At 66.1% G+C, this 21,989-nt stretch carries 27 protein-coding genes; all 27 read left to right on the forward strand.

The genetic code is table 11. The features are described 5' to 3' along the window. Positions 1-13 precede the first annotated feature (13 nt). Positions 14-799, forward strand: a complete 786-nt coding sequence (locus F3H57_RS06460) for a crotonase/enoyl-CoA hydratase family protein (RefSeq protein ID WP_149755074.1) — start codon at positions 14-16, stop codon at positions 797-799. Between the two features lie 365 nt (positions 800-1,164). Then, positions 1,165-1,770: an exopolysaccharide biosynthesis protein gene (locus F3H57_RS06465; protein ID WP_149755075.1), complete on the forward strand. Its 606-nt coding sequence runs from the start codon at positions 1,165-1,167 to the stop codon at positions 1,768-1,770. A 175-nt stretch (positions 1,771-1,945) separates the two neighbouring features. Then, a complete protein-coding gene (locus F3H57_RS06470) occupies positions 1,946-2,311 on the forward strand; it encodes an NADH-quinone oxidoreductase subunit A (RefSeq protein WP_149755076.1) in 366 nt (121 codons plus the stop codon). Next, positions 2,311-2,835, forward strand: coding sequence for a NuoB/complex I 20 kDa subunit family protein (locus tag F3H57_RS06475; RefSeq protein ID WP_149755245.1), 525 nt, complete (start codon positions 2,311-2,313; stop codon positions 2,833-2,835). The genes F3H57_RS06470 and F3H57_RS06475 overlap by 1 nt, the downstream gene beginning before the upstream one ends. 54 nt (positions 2,836-2,889) lie before the next feature. Beyond that, positions 2,890-3,516: an NADH-quinone oxidoreductase subunit C gene (locus F3H57_RS06480; protein WP_149755077.1), complete on the forward strand. Its 627-nt coding sequence runs from the start codon at positions 2,890-2,892 to the stop codon at positions 3,514-3,516. Further along, positions 3,513-3,947, forward strand: a complete 435-nt coding sequence (locus F3H57_RS06485; protein WP_149755078.1) for a GFA family protein — start codon at positions 3,513-3,515, stop codon at positions 3,945-3,947. Before F3H57_RS06480 ends, F3H57_RS06485 begins: the two co-directional genes overlap by 4 nt. After that, the gene (locus F3H57_RS06490) at positions 3,947-5,167 is read left to right on the forward strand and encodes an NADH-quinone oxidoreductase subunit D (RefSeq protein WP_149755246.1); all 1,221 of its coding nucleotides are present in this window, start codon (positions 3,947-3,949) and stop codon (positions 5,165-5,167) included. The genes F3H57_RS06485 and F3H57_RS06490 overlap by 1 nt, the downstream gene beginning before the upstream one ends. Before the next feature lie 62 nt (positions 5,168-5,229). After that, positions 5,230-5,568 (forward strand): hypothetical protein, encoded by a 339-nt coding sequence (locus F3H57_RS06495; RefSeq protein WP_223162988.1) that lies wholly within the window; start codon positions 5,230-5,232, stop codon positions 5,566-5,568. Positions 5,569-5,610: 42 nt separating this feature from the next. Continuing rightward, complete coding sequence (locus tag F3H57_RS06500; protein WP_149755080.1) at positions 5,611-6,732, forward strand: NADH-quinone oxidoreductase subunit E; 1,122 nt, start codon at positions 5,611-5,613, stop codon at positions 6,730-6,732. Positions 6,733-6,835: 103 nt separating this feature from the next. Further along, on the forward strand, positions 6,836-7,609 hold the full coding sequence (locus tag F3H57_RS06505; protein WP_223162989.1) for an endonuclease: 774 nt from the start codon (positions 6,836-6,838) through the stop codon (positions 7,607-7,609). 22 nt (positions 7,610-7,631) lie between these two features. After that, complete coding sequence (locus F3H57_RS06510; protein WP_149755081.1) at positions 7,632-7,847, forward strand: DUF5337 domain-containing protein; 216 nt, start codon at positions 7,632-7,634, stop codon at positions 7,845-7,847. 3 nt (positions 7,848-7,850) lie between these two features. Next, positions 7,851-9,134, forward strand: coding sequence for an NADH-quinone oxidoreductase subunit NuoF (gene nuoF, locus F3H57_RS06515; protein WP_149755082.1), 1,284 nt, complete (start codon positions 7,851-7,853; stop codon positions 9,132-9,134). Positions 9,135-9,335: 201 nt separating this feature from the next. Then, the gene (locus F3H57_RS06520; protein ID WP_149755083.1) at positions 9,336-9,596 is read left to right on the forward strand and encodes a hypothetical protein; all 261 of its coding nucleotides are present in this window, start codon (positions 9,336-9,338) and stop codon (positions 9,594-9,596) included. A 94-nt stretch (positions 9,597-9,690) separates the two neighbouring features. After that, positions 9,691-10,053: a hypothetical protein gene (locus F3H57_RS06525; RefSeq protein ID WP_149755084.1), complete on the forward strand. Its 363-nt coding sequence runs from the start codon at positions 9,691-9,693 to the stop codon at positions 10,051-10,053. 107 nt (positions 10,054-10,160) lie between these two features. Then, complete coding sequence (locus tag F3H57_RS06530; protein WP_149755085.1) at positions 10,161-10,586, forward strand: DUF5333 domain-containing protein; 426 nt, start codon at positions 10,161-10,163, stop codon at positions 10,584-10,586. A 9-nt stretch (positions 10,587-10,595) separates the two neighbouring features. Beyond that, positions 10,596-12,602, forward strand: a complete 2,007-nt coding sequence (gene nuoG, locus F3H57_RS06535; RefSeq protein WP_149755086.1) for an NADH-quinone oxidoreductase subunit NuoG — start codon at positions 10,596-10,598, stop codon at positions 12,600-12,602. 4 nt (positions 12,603-12,606) lie between these two features. Then, positions 12,607-12,999, forward strand: coding sequence for a hypothetical protein (locus tag F3H57_RS06540; RefSeq protein WP_149755087.1), 393 nt, complete (start codon positions 12,607-12,609; stop codon positions 12,997-12,999). Positions 13,000-13,008: 9 nt separating this feature from the next. Next, a complete protein-coding gene (nuoH, locus tag F3H57_RS06545; RefSeq protein WP_149755088.1) occupies positions 13,009-14,043 on the forward strand; it encodes an NADH-quinone oxidoreductase subunit NuoH in 1,035 nt (344 codons plus the stop codon). Position 14,044: 1 nt separating this feature from the next. Next, positions 14,045-14,362: a hypothetical protein gene (locus tag F3H57_RS06550; protein ID WP_149755089.1), complete on the forward strand. Its 318-nt coding sequence runs from the start codon at positions 14,045-14,047 to the stop codon at positions 14,360-14,362. Beyond that, positions 14,362-14,856 (forward strand): NADH-quinone oxidoreductase subunit NuoI, encoded by a 495-nt coding sequence (gene nuoI, locus F3H57_RS06555; RefSeq protein WP_149755090.1) that lies wholly within the window; start codon positions 14,362-14,364, stop codon positions 14,854-14,856. The genes F3H57_RS06550 and nuoI overlap by 1 nt, the downstream gene beginning before the upstream one ends. Continuing rightward, complete coding sequence (locus F3H57_RS06560; protein ID WP_149755091.1) at positions 14,853-15,062, forward strand: hypothetical protein; 210 nt, start codon at positions 14,853-14,855, stop codon at positions 15,060-15,062. Before nuoI ends, F3H57_RS06560 begins: the two co-directional genes overlap by 4 nt. Beyond that, positions 15,059-15,466, forward strand: coding sequence for a carboxymuconolactone decarboxylase family protein (locus F3H57_RS06565; RefSeq protein WP_149755092.1), 408 nt, complete (start codon positions 15,059-15,061; stop codon positions 15,464-15,466). Before F3H57_RS06560 ends, F3H57_RS06565 begins: the two co-directional genes overlap by 4 nt. Beyond that, a complete protein-coding gene (locus F3H57_RS06570; RefSeq protein ID WP_149755093.1) occupies positions 15,463-16,065 on the forward strand; it encodes an NADH-quinone oxidoreductase subunit J in 603 nt (200 codons plus the stop codon). The genes F3H57_RS06565 and F3H57_RS06570 overlap by 4 nt, the downstream gene beginning before the upstream one ends. A gap of 437 nt (positions 16,066-16,502) precedes the next feature. Next, positions 16,503-16,808: an NADH-quinone oxidoreductase subunit NuoK gene (gene nuoK, locus F3H57_RS06575; RefSeq protein ID WP_076446015.1), complete on the forward strand. Its 306-nt coding sequence runs from the start codon at positions 16,503-16,505 to the stop codon at positions 16,806-16,808. 4 nt (positions 16,809-16,812) lie between these two features. Further along, positions 16,813-18,924, forward strand: coding sequence for an NADH-quinone oxidoreductase subunit L (nuoL, locus tag F3H57_RS06580; protein ID WP_149755094.1), 2,112 nt, complete (start codon positions 16,813-16,815; stop codon positions 18,922-18,924). Next, entirely contained in the window at positions 18,924-20,477 is a 1,554-nt protein-coding gene (locus F3H57_RS06585; RefSeq protein WP_149755095.1) for an NADH-quinone oxidoreductase subunit M, read from the forward strand. Before nuoL ends, F3H57_RS06585 begins: the two co-directional genes overlap by 1 nt. An 11-nt stretch (positions 20,478-20,488) precedes the next feature. Next, positions 20,489-21,931 (forward strand): NADH-quinone oxidoreductase subunit NuoN, encoded by a 1,443-nt coding sequence (gene nuoN, locus F3H57_RS06590; protein ID WP_149755096.1) that lies wholly within the window; start codon positions 20,489-20,491, stop codon positions 21,929-21,931. Positions 21,932-21,989 lie beyond the last annotated feature (58 nt).

Raw genomic sequence — 21,989 nt, forward strand, 5'->3', positions numbered from 1 at the left:
AAAGGAGCATGACATGGCACAGACCCTGATCCGGACCGAAACCGATGCGCGCGGCGTCGCGAGGCTGACCCTGACGCGGCGCGACAAGCACAACGCGCTGTCGGCGGAGATGATGACCGAGCTTCAGGCCGCCGCCGCGGCGCTGGCACGGGCGCGCGACGTGCGGGTCGTGGTCCTCGCCGCCGAGGGACGCAGCTTCTGCGCCGGCGGCGACCTGCGCTGGATGCAGGCGCAGCGCGACATGGACACCGCCACCCGCCGCATCGAGAGCGCGCGCATCGCACAGGTGCTGGGCGCGCTCGCCGCATTGCCGCAGCCGCTGATCGGGCGCATCCACGGCAACGCTTTCGGGGGCGGCGTCGGTCTGGCCGCAGTCTGCGACGTGGCGATTGGCGCCGCGGGGGCGAAGATGGGCCTGACCGAGACGCGGCTCGGCCTCATCCCGGCCAATATCGGCCCCTACGTCGTCGCCCGGATGGGCGCGGCGCGGGCGCGCGAGGTGTTCATGTCCTCGCGGATCTTCGATGCCGAGGAAGCGGTGCGGCTCAACCTCCTTGCGCGGGTCGTGGCGCCCGAGGCGCTGGACGACGCGATCGAGGCTGAGGTGGCGCCTTATCTCTCCTGCGCGCCGGGTGCGGTGGCCGATGCCAAGCGGCTGCTCGGGGATATCGCCGGGCGGGTGAGCGAGGCGGACGTCGCCCACGCCGTGGACGCGCTCGCGGCCCGGTGGGAGACCGAGGAGGCCGCCGAGGGGGTGTCGGCCTTCTTCGACAAGCGAAGCCCGCGATGGGCCGGGTGAGCACCTGTCCGAAAGGATAGGCCATCTGTCCTGACGAAGTGCCGTCGCTATTCCGCAGCGGCAGTGACCCGTACCCGCCCGCGCGGTACACCCGATGCCAGAGGCCGGCAGCACGCCCCGAAGATCGGGGCGAGAACACCGCGGCTCTTGTCGGCGGTCTCACTCACGGGATGTCGGCGCGCGAAACGGCCCCGGATCGGCTCGATCACCCGATCATGCCCCGGGCCGGCCGGGCCGTTTCGCGACACGCTCCGTTCTGCTGTCGGTCGCCCCTTTCCATCGTCGGCGCGTGGCGGTTACCCACGTTCCCGCGGCGGAGGAACGAGGCACATCGCGGCGCGTTGGCTCGCGATGGAGAAAGCGGCATGAAGAAACGCGAAGGCGCGCTCACCGACGTTATCGACGAGCTTGTGAGCGCTTCGGAGGGCCGGGACGTCGTCGAGGTCGGCGAGCTGATCGACGCACTCGATCAGCGCGGCTATGGACCCGCGCTGGCTATCCTGCCGTTGCTGGAGCTGACCCCGATCGGAGGCATCCCGGGCTTTCCCACATTGCTCGCGGTCACCCTCGGCCTCATCACTGTCCGGCTGCTGATGGGATACGACCATTTCTGGGCGCCCGGCTGGCTGCGGCGCCGGAGCTTCGACTCGCGCCGGGTGATCGCTTCGGTGAATTGGCTCAAGCCGGTCTCGCTGCGGATCGACGCGCAGTTGCACGAGAGGCTGGCATGGCTCGCCGGGCCCTCCGGCCGACGCGCGGCGTGCGTCGTGATATTGTGCATCCTGGTGACGGTCCCGCCTCTCGAAGTGGTGCCGTTTGCCACCTCGGGTCCAATGATCGCGGTCTCGGTGTTTGGTCTGGGACTGCTCTATCGCGACGGTCTGCTTATGCTGATGGGCTTCGCGGGGGCGGCGGCGGCCGTCACCGCGGGGCTTTGGGCCTTTCTGCTGTGGAGCGGGGCGCAGGGCTGACCAGCCCGCATGCCCCTGCGGCGAGGACACTGGCGGGAGTGTAATGCGACACCACGGCGCGGCGCGTCGGTTGACCCCGCACCGGACCGGGGATAGATCACTTGCAAGATGTCACGCCACTTGATGCCGCCGCCTCCGGACGGAGTGTGCGCCGCGGCCACAGGGAGCCGGTTCCGTGGAAGACCTGCTGCGGGAATACCTTCCCATCCTCGTGTTTCTGGCCATCGCGATCGGGCTGGGGATCGTCCTCGTCCTTGCCGCGGTGGTGCTTGCCGTGCGCCGGCCCGACCCCGAGAAGGTGTCGGCCTACGAATGCGGCTTCAACGCCTTCGATGACGCACGGATGAAGTTCGACGTGCGCTTCTACCTCGTGTCGATCCTGTTCATCATCTTCGATCTGGAAATCGCGTTTCTGTTCCCCTGGGCGGTTGGTTTTGCCGACCTCAGCGACATGGCGTTCTGGTCGATGATGGTGTTCCTCGGCGTTCTGACCATCGGCTTTGCCTACGAATGGAAGAAAGGGGCTCTCGAATGGGAGTGATGACAGGCGCGAACACCGCCGGTCCCGACCGCGAGGTGGCCACCCAGAACCTCAACCGGGAGCTGACCGACAAGGGTTTCTTGCTGACCTCGACCGAGGACATCATCAACTGGGCGCGCACCGGCTCGCTCCACTGGATGACCTTCGGTCTTGCCTGCTGCGCGGTCGAGATGATGCACACCTCGATGCCGCGCTACGATGCCGAGCGTTTCGGCGTTGCCCCGCGCGCGTCCCCGCGCCAGTCCGACCTGATGATCGTCGCTGGTACGCTGACCAACAAGATGGCCCCGGCGCTGCGCAAGGTCTACGACCAGATGCCGGAGCCGCGTTACGTGATCTCCATGGGGTCCTGTGCCAATGGCGGCGGGTACTACCATTACAGCTACTCGGTGGTGCGAGGCTGCGACCGGGTGATCCCGGTCGACGTCTACGTGCCCGGCTGCCCGCCGACCGCGGAGGCGCTGCTTTACGGCATTCTCGCTTTGCAGCGGAAAATCCGCCGGACCGGCACCCTGACGCGCTGAGGCATGATCGACGCGCCCCTGCAAGGCGCTGCAAGACCCTGAAAGGTGGGACCGATGACCCAGGCCCTCAAAGAACTCGGCGGTTTCATCGAAGCCAAGCGCCCCGATTGCGTGATCGGCTGGAGCCTGACGGAGGTCAGTGAGCTGAGTGTCGACGTGGCGCCGTCGAACATCCGCGGCCTCGTGGAGTTCCTCAAGACGGAGCCGACCTGCCGGTTCTCGACGCTTATCGACATCACGGCAGTGGACTGGCCGCAGCGGGCCAAGCGCTTCGACGTCGTCTACCACTTCCTGTCGATGTACCAGAACCACCGGATTCGCCTGCGCATGCAGGTGCGCGAAGAGGATGTGATCCCGTCGATCACCGGGGTGCATCCCTCAGCCAACTGGTTCGAGCGCGAGATTTTCGACATGTTCGGACTGCTGTTCTCGGGCCACCCGGACCTGCGGCGCATCCTCACCGATTACGGCTTCCGCGGCTACCCGCTGCGCAAGGACTTCCCCACCACCGGCTACACCGAGGTGCGCTACGACGAGGCCGAGAAGCGCGTCGTCTACGAACCTGTGAGCCTGGTGCAGGAGTACCGCCAGTTCGACTTCATGTCGCCCTGGGAAGGTGCGGAATACGTGCTGCCCGGCGACGAGAAGACCGAAGAAAAGCCCGAGGAGAAGGCGAAGTGACCGACGCGGCGCCCCAGCGCGGCGCGTGCCTGTGCGGTGCGTCGACGTTCACCGCCCGGCCCGCGCCGGAGGCGGATGTCTGCCATTGCAGCTATTGCCGCAAGTGGTCGGGGGGCATGTTCATCGGCACGCCCTGCGGCGACAGCCTGAGCTTCGACGACGGCGCCCCGATCAGGACCTACCAGTCGAGCGACTGGGGGCACCGGATCTTCTGTGGCGAGTGCGGTTCCGCCCTCGCGTGGCAGAGCAGCGACGGCAAGATGACCGTCGTGTCGATCCAGGCCTTCGAGCACCCCGAGGACTTTCCGCTGACGATGGAGATCTTCATCGACAGTAAACCGACGAATTACGCATTGGCGAACGAGACCAAGACGCTGACCGGCGCGCAGGTCTTCGAGTTGTTCGCCGCTCAACCGGAGGCTGACGCATGATGGACGGCTCCAACCAGTTCGGCGATGCCGAAACCGGCGAACAGAAGATCCGCAACTTCAACATCAACTTCGGCCCCCAGCACCCGGCGGCGCACGGCGTGCTGCGTCTGGTCCTGGAGCTCGACGGCGAGATCGTGGAGCGGTGCGACCCGCATATCGGCCTCTTGCACCGCGGCACCGAGAAGCTGATGGAAAGCCGGACGTACCTGCAGAACCTGCCGTATTTCGACCGGCTGGACTACGTCTCGCCGATGAACCAGGAACACGCGTGGTGCCTGGCGATCGAGAAACTGACCGGAACGCCCGTGCCGCGCCGCGCCAGCCTCATCCGCGTGCTCTACTCGGAGATCGGGCGCATCCTGAACCACCTGCTGAACGTGACGACGCAGGCGATGGACGTGGGCGCGCTGACCCCGCCGCTCTGGGGCTTCGAAGAGCGCGAGAAGCTGATGATCTTCTACGAGCGGGCCTGCGGCGCGCGCCTGCACTCGGCCTATTTCCGGCCGGGCGGCGTGCACCAGGACCTGCCGCCGGAGCTTCTGGACGACATCATGGAATGGGCCGAGGCCTTCCCGGCCGTGCTCGACGATATCGACGGGCTGCTGACCGAGAACCGCATCTTCAAGCAGCGCAACGCCGATATCGGCGTGGTGAACGAGGAAGAGATCCAGGAATGGGGCTTTTCCGGCGTCATGGTGCGCGGGTCGGGCCTTGCCTGGGACCTGCGCCGCGCGCAGCCTTATGAATGCTACGACGAGTTCGACTTCCAGATCCCGGTCGGCAAGAACGGCGACTGTTACGACCGTTACCTCTGCCGGATGGAGGAGATGCGCCAGTCGACCTCCATCGTGAAGCAGGCGATCGAGAAGTTGCGCGCGCCCGAAGGGCAGGGCGACATCCTGGCCCGCGGCAAGATCACGCCGCCGAAGCGGGGAACGATGAAGACCTCGATGGAGGCACTCATCCACCACTTCAAGCTTTATACCGAAGGCTTCCACGTGCCCGAGGGTGAGGTCTACGCCGCCGTCGAGGCGCCGAAGGGCGAGTTTGGCGTCTACCTCGTGGCGGACGGGACCAACCGGCCGTACCGCGCGAAGCTGCGGGCGCCTGGCTATCTGCACCTGCAGGCGATGGACCACATCACCAAGGGGCACCAGCTGGCGGACGTCGCCGCGATCATCGGCACGCTCGACATCGTGTTCGGAGAGGTCGACCGGTAGACACCGTGGATCGGCGCGGGACAGCGCCGGCGTAAAAAGCAAAGAATACAAGGGACATGTGGATGAAATCTGTGGCCGCCCCGCTCGCCGCGCTGAGCCTGATCGCCGCCTGCGCCATGCCGCCGGAAGGCACCGACGAGCAGGACCTCGCCGCTTTCGATTCGGCCGTGTCTTCGGTCGGCTGCGATCTGCGCACCGAAAGTGAATATTTGGCGGTCGAACTGCAGACGGGCCTCACCCGCGCGCAGCTTGGCGAGATGTCGCAATACAAGGTCGAGACCGGCTCGGCGGTGCGGCTGGAAGGCGGCGGTGTCCGGTTGACGACCGGCCCCTGCTCCCCGCCGGAGCCGACACCAGAGGCCGCCCCGATGACGGACACCGCCCCCGAAGAGACTGCCTGACGCGCGCCCCGCAGGGCCCGGGGCGACCGACGAGGATCCGACATGCTGAGACGACTGCACGACGAGCAACCCGACAGCTTCGCCTTCACCCCGGCCAACCGGGAATGGGCCGAGGCGCAGATCACCAAGTATCCCGACGGGCGCCAGGCCTCGGCGGTGATCGCGCTGCTGTGGCGCGCGCAGGAGCAGGAGGGCTGGCTTACCCGCCCCGCGATCGAACATGTCGCGGAGATGCTGGACATGCCCTACATGCGGGCGCTGGAGGTCGCGACCTTCTACTTCATGTTCCAGCTCCAGCCGACCGGATCGGTCGCGCATGTGCAGGTCTGCGGCACCACGTCGTGCATGATTTGCGGGGCCGAGGACCTGATGGAGGTCTGCAAGGACAAGATCGCGGCGAAGCCCTTCACGCTCTCGGAGGACGGCAAGTTCACCTGGGAAGAGGTGGAGTGTCTTGGCGCCTGCGCCAACGCGCCGATGGCGCAGATCGGCAAGGACTATTACGAGGATCTGACAACCGAGCGCTTCGCGGAGATCCTCGATGAACTGGCGGCGGGCCGAGTGCCGACGCCGGGACCGCAGCAGGGGCGTTACTCTTCCGAGCCCGCCGGCGGGCTGACCTCGCTGACCGGGTTCGACGAGGGACGGGAGCGCGGCAACGCCTCGGTCGCGCTGGCGCGGGAGATCGGTGATACTGTGAAGCGTATCGACGGCACCGAGGTGCCGCTGCGCACGCCGTGGCGCGACATGTCCGACAAGAAGGGCGATGCGGTGCCGCAGCAGGGGCCGGAGCTTGCCGGAGACCGTCCGGTCGACGAAACCGGGGTCGAGAAGCAGACCGCCCCGGTCGAGGGCAGCGGCAAGCCGTCCAGCTTCGCGCCGGCGGAGGATGCCGATCCAGCGGAAGGCAAGAAGCCGGAGACCTTCGACGCTCCGCGCGAAGGTGGGGCCGACGATCTCAAGCGGATCAAGGGGATCGGGCCGAAGCTCGAGGAGCAATGCAACAGCATGGGCTTCTATCACTTCGACCAGATCGCCGCCTGGACCCAGGAAGAGGTCGCCTGGGTCGATGCCAACCTGGAGGGGTTCAAGGGCCGTGTGACACGCGACGACTGGGTCGCGCAGGCCAGGGCGCTGGCAGACGGAAAGGACCCGAACAGCTGACCGCGGCGCCGCGCTCACGCCGGGCAAGACGCTGTTTCTTTCGCGTGCTACAAGGGTGATCGGGGCCGAGCGCGGCCCGCACCGGCACGGAGAGGAGAGAGACATGAACGCAACGAACAACGGCATGAGCTGCCAGACCCGCTGCTGGGCGCTCGCCGGCGGCGGCGGGCTGCTGATCTTCTTGCTGCTGCTGCTCGTGGGCTTCGCGGTGATCGGCGCACTACTTCTTGCGATCGTGATCGCGGCGGCGCTGGGGCTGTTGCTTCAGAACATCCGCTGCGCGCCGGATGCCGAGACCGGCGCGGCCTCCGCCACGGATTCGCAGGCGCGCACAGTGGCTGCCAGCGCCCCGTCGGCGACGCCGGCTCCCGATCCGGCCCCGGCGGGCGCGCCGGAAGCGGCGGAGCGCCGGGAAGACGCGCCGGCGGAGGAGCGGAAGGCCCCGCCGCCCGCACCGGGGGCCGCCGTGGCCGACGCGGATTCCGAGACCGGACCACTCGTGAAGCCAACCAAGGAACTGCCCGGCCAGAAGGATCTGGCAGAGCGCAAGGGCACCTGGCGCTACGAGGGGGACGGGTCCGTGACCGATGCCGGCGCCAAACCCGCCACGCTCGACGCGCCGCGGCCCGGCGGCGCCGACGATCTCAAGCGGATCAAGGGGGTCGGTCCGAAGCTTGAGGATATGCTGCATCGCCTCGGCTTCTTTCATTTCGACCAGATCGCGGCCTGGACCGACGAGGAGGCGGCCTGGGTCGACGCCAATCTCGATGGCTTCAACGGCCGCGTGACCCGCGACGACTGGGTCGCGCAAGCCAGGGCCCTCGCCGCCGGCGAGGACCCGACCGCAAACAAGGGCGCCGGCAGCGGCGCGACGTGAACCAGGGGGCCGACGAAGCGGCATGACCAGTGAAGACCAGGCACGGCGGGGGCGCGTGATCGCGCTCGTGATCGCGGGCACGGGGCTTTTCTGGATCGCCGCGACGGCCCTCGGCGCCTGGCTCGGCTGGAGCCAGCGCGCAAGGGCCCTGTGCGATCTTGCCGCTCTGGCGGGATTCGGCATGGCCATATACATGCTGTTTGACCTCTGGCGCGCGCGCCGGAACGACAAGGATTGAGCCATGCTGAAGGACGAAGACCGCATCTTCACCAACCTCTACGGGATGCACGAGCGCACCCTTGCCGGGGCCAAGCGCCGAGGCCACTGGGATGGCACCGGTGATCTGATAAAGCGCGGTCGCGACGCGATCGTCGACGAGATGAAGAAGTCCGGCCTGCGCGGGCGCGGCGGCGCGGGCTTCCCGACGGGGCTCAAGTGGTCCTTCATGCCGAAGGAAAGCGACGGCCGCCCGGCCTACCTCGTGGTCAATGCCGACGAATCGGAGCCCGGGACCTGCAAGGACCGGGAGATCATGCGCCACGATCCGCACACGCTGATCGAGGGCTGCCTGATCGCGTCGTTCGCGATGAACGCGCATGCCTGCTACATCTACATCCGCGGCGAATACATCCGCGAGAAGGAGGCGCTGCAGGCGGCCATCGACGAGGCCTATGACGACGGGCTGCTGGGCACAAACGCGGCCGGGTCGGGCTGGGATTTCGACCTCTACCTTACGCACGGCGCCGGCGCCTATATCTGCGGCGAGGAAACCGCCCTGATCGAGAGCCTCGAGGGGAAGAAGGGCATGCCGCGCATGAAGCCGCCGTTCCCGGCGGGCGCGGGCCTCTACGGCTGCCCGACGACGGTGAACAACGTGGAGAGCATCGCGGTCGTGCCGACGATCCTGCGGCGCGGGGCGGACTGGTTCGCCTCCTTCGGGCGGCCGAACAACGCGGGCACCAAGGTGTTCGCCGTCTCGGGCCACGTGAACCGCCCCTGCGTCGTCGAGGAGGCGATGTCGATCTCCTTCGAAGAATTGATCGACCGCCATTGCGGCGGCATCCGTGGCGGGTGGGACAATCTCAAGGCGGTGATTCCCGGTGGCTCCTCCGTGCCCTGCATCCGCGGCGAGAACATGAAGGATGCCATCATGGACTTCGACTGGCTGAAAGAGCAGCGGTCGGGTCTCGGGACGGCGGCCGTCATCGTGATGGACAAGGACACCGACATCATCAAGGCGATCTGGCGGTTGTCGAAGTTCTACAAGCACGAAAGCTGCGGCCAGTGCACGCCGTGCCGCGAGGGCGCCGGCTGGATGATGCGGGTGATGGAGCGCCTGGTGAAAGGCGAGGCGGAGGTCGACGAGATCGACATGCTGCTCGACGTCACCAAGCAGGTGGAGGGGCACACGATCTGCGCGCTCGGCGACGCGGCGGCGTGGCCGATCCAGGGCCTCATTCGTAACTTCCGCGACGAGATCGAGGATCGCATCAAGCACAAGCGCGGGCCGATCGCCGCCGAGTGACCGGTGGGCGGTACAGCCGCTTGCAAGCACCGTCCTGACGGCGCGTCCGGCACCGAAGCTGCCGGGCGCGCGCCGCGCCACGAGCGCGGCGTGTCGTGAGCCGATTGCGCCGGATGACGTGGCGCCGCGGGCCTTTCCTTTGGTGGCTGTCGGAACACCTTGGCCCCGGTCCGAGACGCAATGCCCAAGGAACCCCGGCCCATGTCCCGCAGCCAGCGCGCGCTTTTCATCTTCTTCGTCTGGCTCGCCGTCTATCCCGGCGTCCTGATCTTCGCGGAGGTGGTGGGCTGGCTGGCACCGGATGCGCCGGTCTGGCTGCGTATCCTTCTATCGACGCTGGTCACGGTGCCGACGATCTCGCTTGTCGTTCTGCCGCGTGTCACGCGGCTTGTCGCCGCCGCGAAGGGGCAGAGCGTGGCGGACCTCAAGCGCGCCGAGGCGGCGGCGGCCGAGGGCGTGTGAGCCGAACGGGCTGGACGCGCGACGCGATTTCTTCGATACCTCTGCCGGACAGGGGCACGCCAGAGGCCCGACAGGATCCGAAGGGGACAGCGACATGCCGACCGCTCACCGCATCACCTGGCTGGGGCTCGCCGCCGCGTTGATCGTGCTCGGCGCCTGTAGCGAAACCTCCAAGCGCATCCGCTTCGAAGGCGAATACTACCGCGCCAGCGCCAAGGCGCCGCGCAGCGACCGGCACAATTTCGTCGTCAGCGCCGGTCCGATCGCCCGCGGCATCGAGGGCGCGCGGCAGGCGGCTTTCTACGAGGGCACGCTGCATTGCGTGACGCATTTCGGCAGCTCGGAGATCGCATGGAGCGTGCATCCTACGCAGGACGACCCGGGCCTGCTGACCGTGGATGGCAATCGCGTGTCGACCTCGGGGCGCTGCATCGAATGGCCCGAACGCGGATCGTGATCGGCGCGAAACAGCCGCGGTCATTGCATATCCGACCCCTGCATACCCATCTTCCTGGCGATGCCGGTGTCCTTCGGAGGCACCCGCGCGAGCTGAAGGAGACCCGCATGCGTACCATCGTCGCCCCGCTGATCGCGCCCCTCGTGGCCCTCTCGCTTGCCGCCGGCGCCGTACCCGCGGCCACTCAGGGCCAGACGCCGTTGCGCGACGTGGCCGAAATCGATGACTCTCTCTTGATGGTCGCCATCGCCGACGACCTGCGCAAGACCTGCGACGATATCGACGCGCGCCTGATCCGAGCGTATTCGTATCTGCAAAAGCTCAAAGGCATGGCGCGCGACCGCGGCTATAGCGACGACGAGATCGAGGACTACGTCACCTCGAAAGCCGAGAAGAAGCGCATGGAGGCGCGCGGCAAGGCGTTTCTGGCCGCAAGAGGCGTGGACCGCAGCGACAAAGGCGCCTATTGCACCTTCGGCAAACAGGAAATAGCCAGAGGCAGCCAGATCGGCGTCCTGCTCAGAGCCAGGTAAGGGGTCCTCATGTCCGACCTTCGCAAAGTCAACATCGACGGGATGGAACTCGAAGTGGACGGGGCGATGACGCTCCTCCAGGCCTGTGAGGAGGCGGGGATCGAGATCCCGCGCTTCTGTTACCACGAACGGCTGTCCATCGCCGGCAATTGCCGGATGTGCCTTGTGGAGGTCGTCGGCGGCCCGCCGAAGCCGGCGGCGTCCTGCGCCGTCCAGATCCGTGACATGCGCCCCGGCAAGGACGGGGAGCCGCCGCAGGTCAAGACGAACTCGCCGATGGTCAAGAAAGCCCGCGAGGGGGTGATGGAGTTCCTGCTCATCAACCACCCGCTCGACTGCCCGATTTGCGACCAGGGCGGCGAATGCGACCTGCAGGACCAGGCGATGGCCTACGGCGTCGACTTCTCGCGGTACCGCGAGCCCAAGCGCGCCGTGGCGGACATGGATCTCGGGCCGCTCGTCGGCACGCACATGACGCGCTGCATCTCCTGTACCCGCTGCGTGCGCTTCATCACCGAGGTCGCCGGCATGCCGGAGCTCGGCCAGACCGGCCGGGGCGAGGATGCGGAGATCACCGCCTATCTCGGCCAGACGCTCGAATCGGAACTTCAGGGCAACATCATCGACCTGTGCCCGGTCGGCGCGCTGACCTCCAAGCCCTACGCCTACACCGCGCGGCCGTGGGAGTTGTCGAAGACCGAATCCATCGACGTGATGGATGCGCTCGGCTCTTCGATTCGGGTCGACGCGAAGGGGCGCGAGGTCATGCGCTTCCTGCCCCGCAACCACGACGGCACGAACGAGGAATGGATCTCCGACAAGACCCGCTTCGTCTGGGACGGGCTGCGGCGCCAGCGGCTCGACAAGCCTTACGTGCGCGAGAACGGCAAGCTGCGCGCCGCGACATGGCCCGAGGCGCTGGAGAAGGCGGCCGGCGCGCTCAAGGGCGCGAAGCAGCCGGTCGGGCTGGTCGGTGACCTCGCCCCGACCGAGGCGATCTTCGCGATGAAGGAACTGATCGAGAGCTTTGGCGGTACGACAGAATGCCGCACCGACGGCGCGAAGCTGCCCGCCGGCAACCGGTCAGGTTATGTCGGCACAGCCGCGATCGAGGATCTGGACGACGCGAAATCTGTGCTGCTGGTCGGGACCAATCCGCGCATCGAGGCGCCGGTGCTGAACGCGCGCATCCGCAAGGGCTGGCTCAAGGGCGGGCAGGTGAGCGTGCTCGGCGCGCCGGTCGACCTGACCTACGAATACACGCATCTTGGCACTGGCCGTGACGGGCTGACCAAGGATATGGGCCACAAGGTCGGCTACGACGTGATCGTCGTGGGGCAGGGCGCGCTTCGGGGCGATGACGGCGCCGCGGTGCTTGGCGCCGTGATGAAGCACGCCGAGGCGACGGGCGCGAAGCTCATGGTCCTGCATACCGCTGCAAGCCGGGTCGGCGCGCTGGATGTCGGTGCGGTGACCGAGGGCGGGTTGCCGGCGGCGATGGAAGGTGCGGACGTGGTCTACAATCTCGGCGCGGACGAGATCGACGTGCCGCAGGGCGCGTTCGTCATCTACCAAGGCAGCCATGGCGACCGAGGCGCGCACCGCGCCGACGTCATCCTGCCGGGCGCCGCCTATACCGAGGAACAGGGCCTGTTCGTCAACACCGAGGGGCGTCCGCAACTGGCGCTGCGCGCCAGCTTCGCGCCCGGCGAGGCGAAAGAGAACTGGGCAATCCTGCGTGCGCTGTCGGCCGAAGCGGGCAAGCAACTGCCATATGACAGCCTGGCGCAGCTCCGGCAGAAGATGGTGGAGTCCGTGCCGCACCTCGCGGAGCTCGACCGCGTGCCGCAGAACGACTGGCGTGCCGAGTCCGAGGGCGATCTCGGCTCAGGCGACTTCGATGTCGCGATCCACGACTTCTACCTGACCAACCCGGTCGCGCGGGCGAGCGAGCTGATGGCGGAACTGTCGGCGCGGGCCAAGGCACGCTCGCAGACCAAGGTCGCCGCGGAGTAGCAGAATGCGCGCATTGCGCATTCTTCTGGCGCTGCCGGTGGTCGCCTGCGCGGCCGACGATCCCAAACCGCGCGAGGCGCAACCTTTCGATCCTAGCTACGAGGGGGTCGAGACGCGCCTCCTCGACGGCGATCTGGTGCAATTCATGGTGGCGATGCGCGGCGCGCGCGACGGGCTCGACGTCGCGGACTACGCCGAATGCGCCGCCGCGCAGTACGCATTGATCCGCGGCTACGGTTTTGCGCGGCATTTGCGCACAAATGTGGACGAAGAGGGTGGCTTATGGCGCGCAGATGCGGTTTACACCATTTCGCCAGCCCTTCCGCGCGGCCTGAAGACGATCGACGCCGAGGTCACCGTGTTCAACTGCGCGGAGAACGGAATACCGACGGTGTGAGGGACCTTCATGTCTGACTTTCTGTCCACTGCCGGCGGCACCGCGCTGATCGTGACCATGCAGGTTCTCGCCATGGTCACCTTCGTGATGCTGTCGCTGCTGTTCCTCGTCTACGGCGATCGCAAGATCTGGGCGGCGGTGCAGCTGCGGCGCGGCCCGAACGTCGTGGGCGTGTTCGGCCTGCTGCAAACCATTGCCGATGCGGCGAAATACGTCTTCAAGGAAGTCGTCGTGCCCGCCGGCGCGGACCGTACGGTCTTCATCATGGCGCCGATGACGTCCTTCGTGCTGGCAATGATCGCCTGGGCGGTGATCCCCTTCAACGAGACCTGGGTGCTGTCGGACATCAACGTCGCCATCCTCTACGTCTTCGCGGTTTCCTCTCTGGAGGTTTACGGCGTGATCATGGGGGGCTGGGCGTCCAACTCCAAGTATCCGTTCCTCGGCTCGCTGCGCTCGGCGGCGCAGATGATCTCCTACGAGGTGTCGCTGGGCCTGATTATTATCGGGGTGATCATCTCCACCGGGTCGATGAACTTCGGAAACATCGTCGCGGCGCAGGACACGGGCTGGCACTTCCTCGGCTGGTACTGGCTGCCGCACTTCCCGATGGTTTTCCTGTTCTTCATCTCCGCGCTGGCCGAAACGAACCGCCCGCCCTTTGACCTGCCCGAGGCCGAATCGGAGCTCGTGGCCGGCTACCAGGTGGAATATTCCTCGACGCCGTTCCTGCTGTTCATGGCCGGTGAATACATCGCCATGTTCCTGATGTGCGCGCTGACCTCGCTGCTGTTCTTCGGCGGCTGGCTGTCACCGATCCCGGGCCTGCCGGACGGCGCGCTGTGGATGGTCGGGAAGATGGCGTTCTTCTTCTTCCTCTTCGCGATGGTGAAGGCCGTCACACCGCGCTTCCGCTACGACCAGCTGATGCGCATCGGCTGGAAGGTCTTCCTGCCCTTCAGTCTGGTCTGGGTCGTCTTCGTCGCCTTCGCCGCCAAGTTCGGCTGGTTCTGGGGCATCTTCGCCCGCTGGGCAGGAGCGTGACATGAGCGAACTGAAATCCGCGATTCTCGACGCTAAATACTTGGACATGATCGAGCTGGCGGATTTCGTTGTCCGCGATTGCGGCCTGCCGGACATGGACGAGAGCGGCGAGATGCTGCCGCAGCAGAACGAGATCGCTGCGGCGATCTTCCGCTGGGCCGCCGGCGCGCAGTTGGGCCGCCGGGGCACCCCGGCCGTGGCGAACGGCGCGGGGGACGGCGAACACGATCACCACGGTGACCCGAAGATCGGCGTCGCCGGGGCCGAGGCGCGCGTACACGCCGCCGAAGCGCAAGGCAAACCGGAGGACGCTGAATAATGGCGACCATGGATTACACCCGCGCCGCGAAATACTTCCTACTTCAGGATGTGTGGAAGGGGCTGAGTCTGGGTCTGAAGTACTTCTTCAAGCCGAAGGCCACGCTGAACTACCCGCACGAGAAGGGGCCGCTGAGCCCGCGCTTTCGCGGCGAACACGCGCTGCGTCGCTATCCCAACGGCGAAGAGCGCTGCATCGCCTGCAAGCTCTGCGAGGCGATCTGCCCGGCGCAGGCGATCACCATCGACGCCGAACCGCGCGAGGACGGCTCCCGCCGGACGACGCGCTACGACATCGACATGACCAAGTGCATCTATTGCGGGTTCTGCCAGGAGGCGTGTCCGGTCGATGCCATCGTCGAGGGCCCGAATTTCGAGTTTTCCGCCGAGACCCGGGAAGAGCTGTTCTACGACAAGGAGAAGCTACTGGAGAACGGAGAGCGCTGGGAGGCGGAAATCGCCCGCAACCTCGAGATCGACGCGCCTTACAGATGAGCGACGGGGTCCTGAAGGAACTGATGGCCGAGATCAGGCTGCTGCGCGAAGAGGTGTCCGACATGCACGACAGCCTCGATATCGCGCATCAGAAGATCGACGGCCTGTCGGTTCTTCTGACCATGCTCGCCGGTGCCACCGTCGCGACCGAGGAGGACGAACTGGCCGCGATGATGGACGAGATCGGGGAGGATAACCCGCAATGACCTCCAAGACGCCGTTCGAGCTCTTCATGGAGCAGGCACAGGAGATGGCCCGGGCGTTCAATCCCGCACTCGAGAGCTTCGATCCGCGCGGCTTCGAGAAGATGTGGCCGACGATGCCCAAGGACGCCATGGAGATGTGGTTCGGCAAGGGCATCTCGAAGGACGGGCTCGACGCCAAGACCCGGCTTCTCTTGACGCTGGCGGGGCTGACGATGCAAGGCGCGCAGGCGGACACACAGGTGCGCATGAATGTGCGGCACCTTCTGGAGGCGGGCGCGACGAAGGACGAGATCGCCGAGACCATCGCGCAGATGTCGATGTTCGCCGGCATCCCCGCGATGACCCGCGCGATGGAGCTCGCGCGCGAGGTGATGAACGACGACACGAAGGACGAGGACACATGAGCGCGTTTGCCTTCTACCTCTTCGCGGTGAGCTGCCTGGCCGGCGGTCTCTTCACCGTGATCAGCCGCCACCCGGTGCATTCGGTCCTCTGGCTGATCCTCGCCTTCCTTTCGGCGGCGGGCCTGTTCGTGCTTCTGGGCGCGGAATTCGTCGCGATGCTGCTGATCATCGTCTATGTCGGCGCGGTCGCGGTTCTGTTCCTCTTCGTGGTGATGATGCTCGACGTCGATTTCGCGGAGCTTAAGGCGGAGATGGCACGCTTCATGCCGCTGGCGCTATTGATCGGCGTCATCATCCTGATGCAGTTCGCGGTGGCGTACGGCGCTTGGGAGACCTCCGAGATGGCCGAGGGGCTGGCCGCGCAGCCGATCCCCGAGGGCCGGCACAATACCGAGGCGCTCGGGCTCATCCTCTACGACCGCTACTTCCTGCTGTTCCAGCTGGCGGGCCTGATCCTGCTGGTGGCGATGATCGGGGCGATCGTGCTGACGCTGCGCCACCGCTCGGACGTGAAGCGGCAGGATGTGCTGGCGCAGATGTACCGCGATCCGAAGACCGCGATGGAGCTGCGCGACGTCAAGCCGGGGCAGGGCCTCTGATGCCCTGGCAGAGTTGGACCGCGGTCGCGCTTGCATCATTCGTCCCGGCCGCCGGCATGATCGGGCGGCGCTCAGGGCTGCGCTCCTGGGCGCCGGCGCTCGTTCCGACCGTATCGGCGATCGGCTTCGGCCTCGCCGGAATATTCACATGAACCCTTCGAGGACCTGACCAATGTCGCGCAACATGTTGATTATCGTCGTCGTTGTGGTGCTGATCCTGGTGATCGGCGGCTACGTGAGCGTCTGACGACCGCGCCGGGCGCGCCAGGGGGGACATCCGGGATGAGGGCATCACCGACGGCCGGCATCGCCAGGGCGACCAATCGCGACGGGCGCGTTGCAAACCGAGACTCGGGCGGCTAAGCCGCTGCCAGGAACGCCGGGGGCCGCCGCGCGGCACCGTCCCCGCAACCCAGAAAGACGGACGAGGGACGACGATGATCGGACTGGAACATTACCTCACGGTGGCGGCGGCGCTGTTCGTCATCGGCATCTTCGGGCTTTTCCTCAACCGCAAGAACGTGATCATCCTGCTCATGTCGATCGAGCTGATGCTGCTTGCGGTGAACATCAACCTCGTCGCGTTCTCTTCGTTCCTCGGCGATCTGGTCGGGCAGGTCTTCACACTCTTCGTGCTGACGGTTGCCGCGGCCGAGGCGGCGATCGGTCTTGCCATCCTGGTCTGCTTCTTCCGGAACCGCGGCACTATCGCCGTGGAAGACGTCAACGTGATGAAAGGCTGAACGCATGGAGAGCATCATCCTCTTCGCCCCCCTGGTGGGCGCCATCATCGCGGGCTTCTTCTGGAAGCTGACGGGCATCCGCGGCGCCCAGTGGATCACCACGGGCCTGCTCTTCGTGGCCTGCTTCTTCTCGTGGATCGTGTTCTTCAGCCATGGCCCCGACGCGCAGCACATCCAGGTGATGCGCTGGATCGAATCGGGCACGCTGTCGACCGACTGGTCGATCCGGCTCGACCGGCTGACCTCGATCATGCTCATCGTGGTGACGACGGTCTCCGCGCTCGTGCACCTCTACAGCTTTGGCTACATGGCGCATGACGAGAACTTCCGGGAGGGCGAGGAAAGCTACAAGCCGCGCTTCTTCGCCTACCTGTCGTTCTTCACCTTCGCGATGCTGATGCTGGTGACGTCCGACAACCTCGTGCAACTCTTCTTCGGCTGGGAAGGCGTGGGCGTCGCGTCCTACCTGCTGATCGGTTTCTACTACCGCAAGCCGTCGGCGAACGCCGCGGCGATGAAGGCGTTCATCGTCAACCGTGTCGGCGATTTCGGCCTCGCGCTGGGGATCTTCGCGCTGTTCTTCCTGGTCGACTCGGTGCGTTTCGACGACATCTTCGCCGCCGCGCCGGAACTGGCCGAGACCCAGGTCAGCTTCCTGTGGGCAGAGGTGAACGCCGCCAACCTGATCGCGGTGCTGCTGTTCATCGGCGCCATGGGCAAGTCGGCGCAGCTGATCCTGCACACGTGGCTGCCGGACGCGATGGAGGGCCCGACACCGGTCTCGGCGCTGATCCACGCCGCGACGATGGTGACGGCGGGCGTGTTCCTCGTCTGCCGGATGTCGCCGCTGATGGAATTCGCGCCCGAGGCGCTGACCTTCGTGACCTTCCTGGGCGCGACCACGGCGTTCTTCGCGGCGACGGTCGGCCTCGTGCAGAACGACATCAAGCGCGTGATCGCATATTCGACCTGCTCGCAGCTCGGCTACATGTTCGTGGCCGCGGGCGTAGGCGTCTATTCCGTCGCCATGTTCCACCTGTTCACACACGCCTTCTTCAAGGCGATGCTGTTCCTCGGTGCCGGCTCGGTCATCCACGGCATGCACCACGAGCAGGACATGCGGAACTATGGCGGGCTGCGTCACAAGATGCCCTACACGTTCTGGGCGATGATGATCGGTACGCTGGCGATCACCGGCGTCGGCATCCCGCTCACCCATATCGGTTTCGCGGGCTTCCTGTCTAAGGACGCGGTGATCGAGAGCGCCTGGGCCGGCACGGCGGGCGGCTACGCCTTCTGGATGCTCGTGATCGCGGCTCTGTTCACCTCGTTCTACTCTTGGCGGCTGATGTTTCTGACCTTCTTCGGCACGCCCCGGGGCGACAAGCACACCCATGACCACGCGCACGAGTCGCCGACCGTGATGGTGGCGCCGCTCGGCGTGCTGGCGCTAGGCGCGGTCTTCGCGGGCATGATCTGGTACGGCTCGTTCTTCGGGGATCATTCCCAGGTGAACCGCTTCTTCGGCATCCCGGATTCCCACGCGGAGGCCTCCGAGGGCCACGGCGAGGAAGCCGGGCAGGGCCAAGAGGCGGCGGCCGATGGCCATGGCGATGAGGCTCCGGCCGGAGCCGAGGAGCATGCCGCGCTTGATCCCGCGCCGGGCGCCGGGGCGATCTACATGCATCCCGACAACCACGTCATGGACGAGGCGCACCACGCGCCGGTCTGGGTCAAGGTCTCGCCCTTCATCGCCATGCTGATCGGGTTCGGGACCGCGTACCTGTTCTACATCGTCAACCCGGCGCTGCCCGCTCGGCTGGCCGAGAGCCAGCGTCCATTGTACCTCTTCCTGCTCAACAAGTGGTATTTCGACGAGATCTACGACTTCCTCTTCGTGCAGCCGGCGAAGTCGGTCGGTCGGATCTTCTGGCGCCGCGGCGACGGTGACGTGATCGACGGAACGATCAATGGCGTCTCCATGGGGATCGTGCCGTTCTTCACCCGCCTCGCTGGCCGGGCGCAATCGGGCTACATCTTCACCTACGCCTTCGCGATGGTGATCGGGATCGCGGTCCTCATCACCTGGATGACGCTTTCGGGAGGGGGCCAGTAATGGACAACCTGCTTTCCATCACCACCTTCCTTCCGGCCCTTGCGGCGCTGATCCTCGGCGTTTTTCTCAAGGGCGGGGATGCGGCCGCGGACCGCAACGCCAAGTGGCTGGCGCTGATCGCGACCACGGCGACCTTCCTGATCTCGCTCTTCATCCTTGCGCAGTTCGACGCCTCGAACCCCGACTTCCAGATGATCGAGGAGGGCGAGTGGCTGCTCGGTCTGAACTACAAGATGGGCGTCGACGGGATCTCGGTCCTGTTCGTGCTGCTGACCACGTTCATCATGCCGCTCGTCATCGCGGCGAGCTGGGAAGTGAAGGAGCGCGTGAAGGAATACATGATCGCGTTCCTGGTGCTCGAGACGCTGATGCTGGGTGTCTTCATGGCGCTCGACCTGGTGCTCTTCTACCTCTTCTTCGAGGGTGGCCTGATCCCGATGTTCCTTATCATCGGTATCTGGGGCGGCAAGAACCGCATCTACGCGGCGTTCAAGTTCTTCCTTTACACCTTCCTCGGGTCGATCCTGATGCTGGTGGCGATGGTCGCGATGTACGCGGATGCCGGCACGACGGACATCCCGACGTTGCTGAACCACGAATTCGCGCATGGCAGCTTCAGCGTCCTCGGCATCACCGTCGTGGGCGGCCTGCAGACGATGCTGTTCCTCGCCTTCTTCGCCTCCTTCGCGGTGAAGATGCCGATGTGGCCGGTGCACACCTGGCTGCCCGACGCGCACGTGCAGGCGCCGACGGCGGGTTCGGTGGTGCTGGCCTCGATCCTGCTGAAGCTCGGCGGCTACGGCTTCCTGCGATTCAATCTGCCGATGTTCCCCGTCGGATCCGAGGTGATCGGCCCGCTCATTCTGTGGCTGTCGGTGATCGCCATCGTCTACACCTCGCTCGTGGCGCTGGTGCAGGAGGACATGAAGAAGCTGATCGCCTATTCCTCGGTCGCGCATATGGGCTACGTCACCATGGGCATCTTCGCGGCCAACCAGCAGGGCGTGGATGGCGCGATCTTCCAGATGATCAGCCACGGCTTCATTTCCGGCGCGCTCTTTCTCTGCGTCGGGGTGATCTACGACCGGATGCACACGCGCGAGATCGACGCCTATGGCGGTCTGGTGAACCGGATGCCGGCCTACGCGATGATCTTCATGTTCTTCACCATGGCCAATGTCGGCCTGCCGGGCACCTCTGGCTTCATCGGCGAATTTCTGACGCTGATGGGGGTCTTCCAGGTCAACACCTGGGTCGCGCTCTTCGCGACGACGGGCGTGATCCTGTCGGCGGCCTATGCGCTCTGGCTCTACCGCCGGGTGGTGATGGGCGATCTCGTAAAGGAGGCACTGCGGTCCATCACCGACATGACCCGTCGAGAGAAGGCGATCTTTGCCCCGCTCGTTTTCATGACGATCTGGATGGGGGTGTACCCCGCGCCGATCCTCGATCGCATCGGCCCCTCGGTCGAGGCGCTGGTCGAAACCTACGATTCCCGCGTCGCTGCGGCGGACCTCGGCGGTCCGCAGGTGGCCGCTGCCGAAGAACACTGAGGACCTGACCCATGCTTTCTGCCGACCTCAGCCTCATCCTGCCCGAGATCGTGCTGTCGCTGTTCGCGATGGGCGCGCTGGTGGGCGCGGTCTATTCGGGCAAGGACGCGCTGGCCAAACCGCTGGTCTGGGCGACCTCGGCGCTTATGGTTGCGCTCGGTGTCTGGATCGCGACCCGCGGGCCGGGCACACGGGAGGCGTTCGACGGCATGTTCGTGTCGGACACCTTCGCGCGCTTCTCCAAGGTGATGATCCTCGTCTCCGCCGCCGCGGTGCTGGCGATGAGCCAGGACTACATGGCGCGGCGGGGGCTTCTGCGCTTCGAATACCCGGTGCTCGTGGCGCTTGCTGCGGTGGGCATGATGATGATGGTCTCCGCAGGCGATCTCATCGCGCTCTACATGGGGCTCGAACTGCAATCTCTGGCGCTCTACGTCGTCGCATCCCTGCGGCGCGACAGCGTCCGGTCGACCGAGGCGGGACTTAAGTACTTCGTGCTGGGCGCGCTCAGTTCCGGCCTTTTGCTCTACGGGGCGTCGCTGACCTACGGCTACGCAGGCACGACGCTCTTCTCGGGGATCGTGCAGGCGGCCGGCGAGGGGCAGGCGCCGCTCGGGCTGCTGTTCGGGTTGGTGTTCGTGACGGCGGGTCTGGCCTTCAAGATCTCCGCCGTGCCGTTCCACATGTGGACGCCGGACGTCTACGAAGGGGCGCCGACGCCGATCACCGCCTTCTTCGCCACCGCGCCCAAGATTGCGGCCATGGCGCTTTTCGCGCGCGTGCTGCACGACGCCTTCGGCGGTGTGGTGAGCGACTGGCAGCAGATCATCGCGCTTCTGTCGGTGCTGTCGATGATGCTCGGCGGGATCGCCGCGATCGGTCAAACCAACATCAAGCGGCTGATGGCGTATTCCTCGATCGCGCATATGGGCTTTGCGCTGATGGGCCTGGCCGCGGGCACCGCGCTCGGCGTGGAGGCGATGCTGATCTACATGGCGATCTACGTGACCATGAATGTCGGCACCTTCGCTTTCATCCTGTCCATGGAACGCGACGGCCAGCCAGTGACCGACATCGCCTCTCTGAGCCTTCTGTCGAAGAGCGACGGAGGCCGCGCGCTGGCGATGCTGGTGCTTCTGTTCAGCCTCGCTGGCGTGCCGCCGTTTCTGGGGTTCTTCGGCAAGTTCGGCGTCTTCCGCGCCGCGGTCGACGCGGATCTGTTCTGGCTCGCGATCCTGGGCGGCATCGCCTCGGTGATCGGCGCGTTCTACTATCTGCGCATCGTCTACCTGATGTATTTCGGGGCGGAGCGGGACGACCGGCTAGACGCCAACCGGTCCGGCGTGCTCTGGGGCATGATGGCGCTGTCGGCGCTGATCATGGTCGCGGGGGTCATCAACCTGTTCGGGATCGAGGGCGCAGCGGCCGCGGCGGCGGCGGCGTTGGTCAACTGAGCGCCGAGTCGCCCAGGAGTGAGGGCGGCGCCGGGTGGCCAGCGTTCGGCCGGCCTCC

This window comes from Roseivivax sediminis (genome assembly GCF_900112685.1).
Classification (GTDB): domain Bacteria; phylum Pseudomonadota; class Alphaproteobacteria; order Rhodobacterales; family Rhodobacteraceae; genus Roseivivax; species Roseivivax sediminis.

Excerpts from the sequence above, each read along its gene's own strand:
- F3H57_RS06460 (WP_149755074.1), top strand. The coding sequence starts at position 14 with ATGGCACAGACCCTGATCCGGACCGAAACCGATGCGCGCGGCGTCGCG.
- F3H57_RS06465 (WP_149755075.1), top strand. The coding sequence starts at position 1,165 with ATGAAGAAACGCGAAGGCGCGCTCACCGACGTTATCGACGAGCTTGTG.
- F3H57_RS06475 (WP_149755245.1), top strand. The coding sequence starts at position 2,311 with ATGACAGGCGCGAACACCGCCGGTCCCGACCGCGAGGTGGCCACCCAG.
- F3H57_RS06480 (WP_149755077.1), top strand. The coding sequence starts at position 2,890 with ATGACCCAGGCCCTCAAAGAACTCGGCGGTTTCATCGAAGCCAAGCGC.
- F3H57_RS06490 (WP_149755246.1), top strand. The coding sequence starts at position 3,947 with ATGGACGGCTCCAACCAGTTCGGCGATGCCGAAACCGGCGAACAGAAG.
- F3H57_RS06495 (WP_223162988.1), top strand. The coding sequence starts at position 5,230 with ATGAAATCTGTGGCCGCCCCGCTCGCCGCGCTGAGCCTGATCGCCGCC.
- F3H57_RS06500 (WP_149755080.1), top strand. The coding sequence starts at position 5,611 with ATGCTGAGACGACTGCACGACGAGCAACCCGACAGCTTCGCCTTCACC.
- F3H57_RS06505 (WP_223162989.1), top strand. The coding sequence starts at position 6,836 with ATGAACGCAACGAACAACGGCATGAGCTGCCAGACCCGCTGCTGGGCG.
- F3H57_RS06510 (WP_149755081.1), top strand. The coding sequence starts at position 7,632 with ATGACCAGTGAAGACCAGGCACGGCGGGGGCGCGTGATCGCGCTCGTG.
- nuoF (WP_149755082.1), top strand. The coding sequence starts at position 7,851 with ATGCTGAAGGACGAAGACCGCATCTTCACCAACCTCTACGGGATGCAC.
- F3H57_RS06520 (WP_149755083.1), top strand. The coding sequence starts at position 9,336 with ATGTCCCGCAGCCAGCGCGCGCTTTTCATCTTCTTCGTCTGGCTCGCC.
- F3H57_RS06525 (WP_149755084.1), top strand. The coding sequence starts at position 9,691 with ATGCCGACCGCTCACCGCATCACCTGGCTGGGGCTCGCCGCCGCGTTG.
- F3H57_RS06530 (WP_149755085.1), top strand. The coding sequence starts at position 10,161 with ATGCGTACCATCGTCGCCCCGCTGATCGCGCCCCTCGTGGCCCTCTCG.
- nuoG (WP_149755086.1), top strand. The coding sequence starts at position 10,596 with ATGTCCGACCTTCGCAAAGTCAACATCGACGGGATGGAACTCGAAGTG.
- F3H57_RS06540 (WP_149755087.1), top strand. The coding sequence starts at position 12,607 with ATGCGCGCATTGCGCATTCTTCTGGCGCTGCCGGTGGTCGCCTGCGCG.
- nuoH (WP_149755088.1), top strand. The coding sequence starts at position 13,009 with ATGTCTGACTTTCTGTCCACTGCCGGCGGCACCGCGCTGATCGTGACC.
- F3H57_RS06550 (WP_149755089.1), top strand. The coding sequence starts at position 14,045 with ATGAGCGAACTGAAATCCGCGATTCTCGACGCTAAATACTTGGACATG.
- nuoI (WP_149755090.1), top strand. The coding sequence starts at position 14,362 with ATGGCGACCATGGATTACACCCGCGCCGCGAAATACTTCCTACTTCAG.
- F3H57_RS06560 (WP_149755091.1), top strand. The coding sequence starts at position 14,853 with ATGAGCGACGGGGTCCTGAAGGAACTGATGGCCGAGATCAGGCTGCTG.
- F3H57_RS06565 (WP_149755092.1), top strand. The coding sequence starts at position 15,059 with ATGACCTCCAAGACGCCGTTCGAGCTCTTCATGGAGCAGGCACAGGAG.
- F3H57_RS06570 (WP_149755093.1), top strand. The coding sequence starts at position 15,463 with ATGAGCGCGTTTGCCTTCTACCTCTTCGCGGTGAGCTGCCTGGCCGGC.
- nuoK (WP_076446015.1), top strand. The coding sequence starts at position 16,503 with ATGATCGGACTGGAACATTACCTCACGGTGGCGGCGGCGCTGTTCGTC.
- nuoL (WP_149755094.1), top strand. The coding sequence starts at position 16,813 with ATGGAGAGCATCATCCTCTTCGCCCCCCTGGTGGGCGCCATCATCGCG.
- F3H57_RS06585 (WP_149755095.1), top strand. The coding sequence starts at position 18,924 with ATGGACAACCTGCTTTCCATCACCACCTTCCTTCCGGCCCTTGCGGCG.
- nuoN (WP_149755096.1), top strand. The coding sequence starts at position 20,489 with ATGCTTTCTGCCGACCTCAGCCTCATCCTGCCCGAGATCGTGCTGTCG.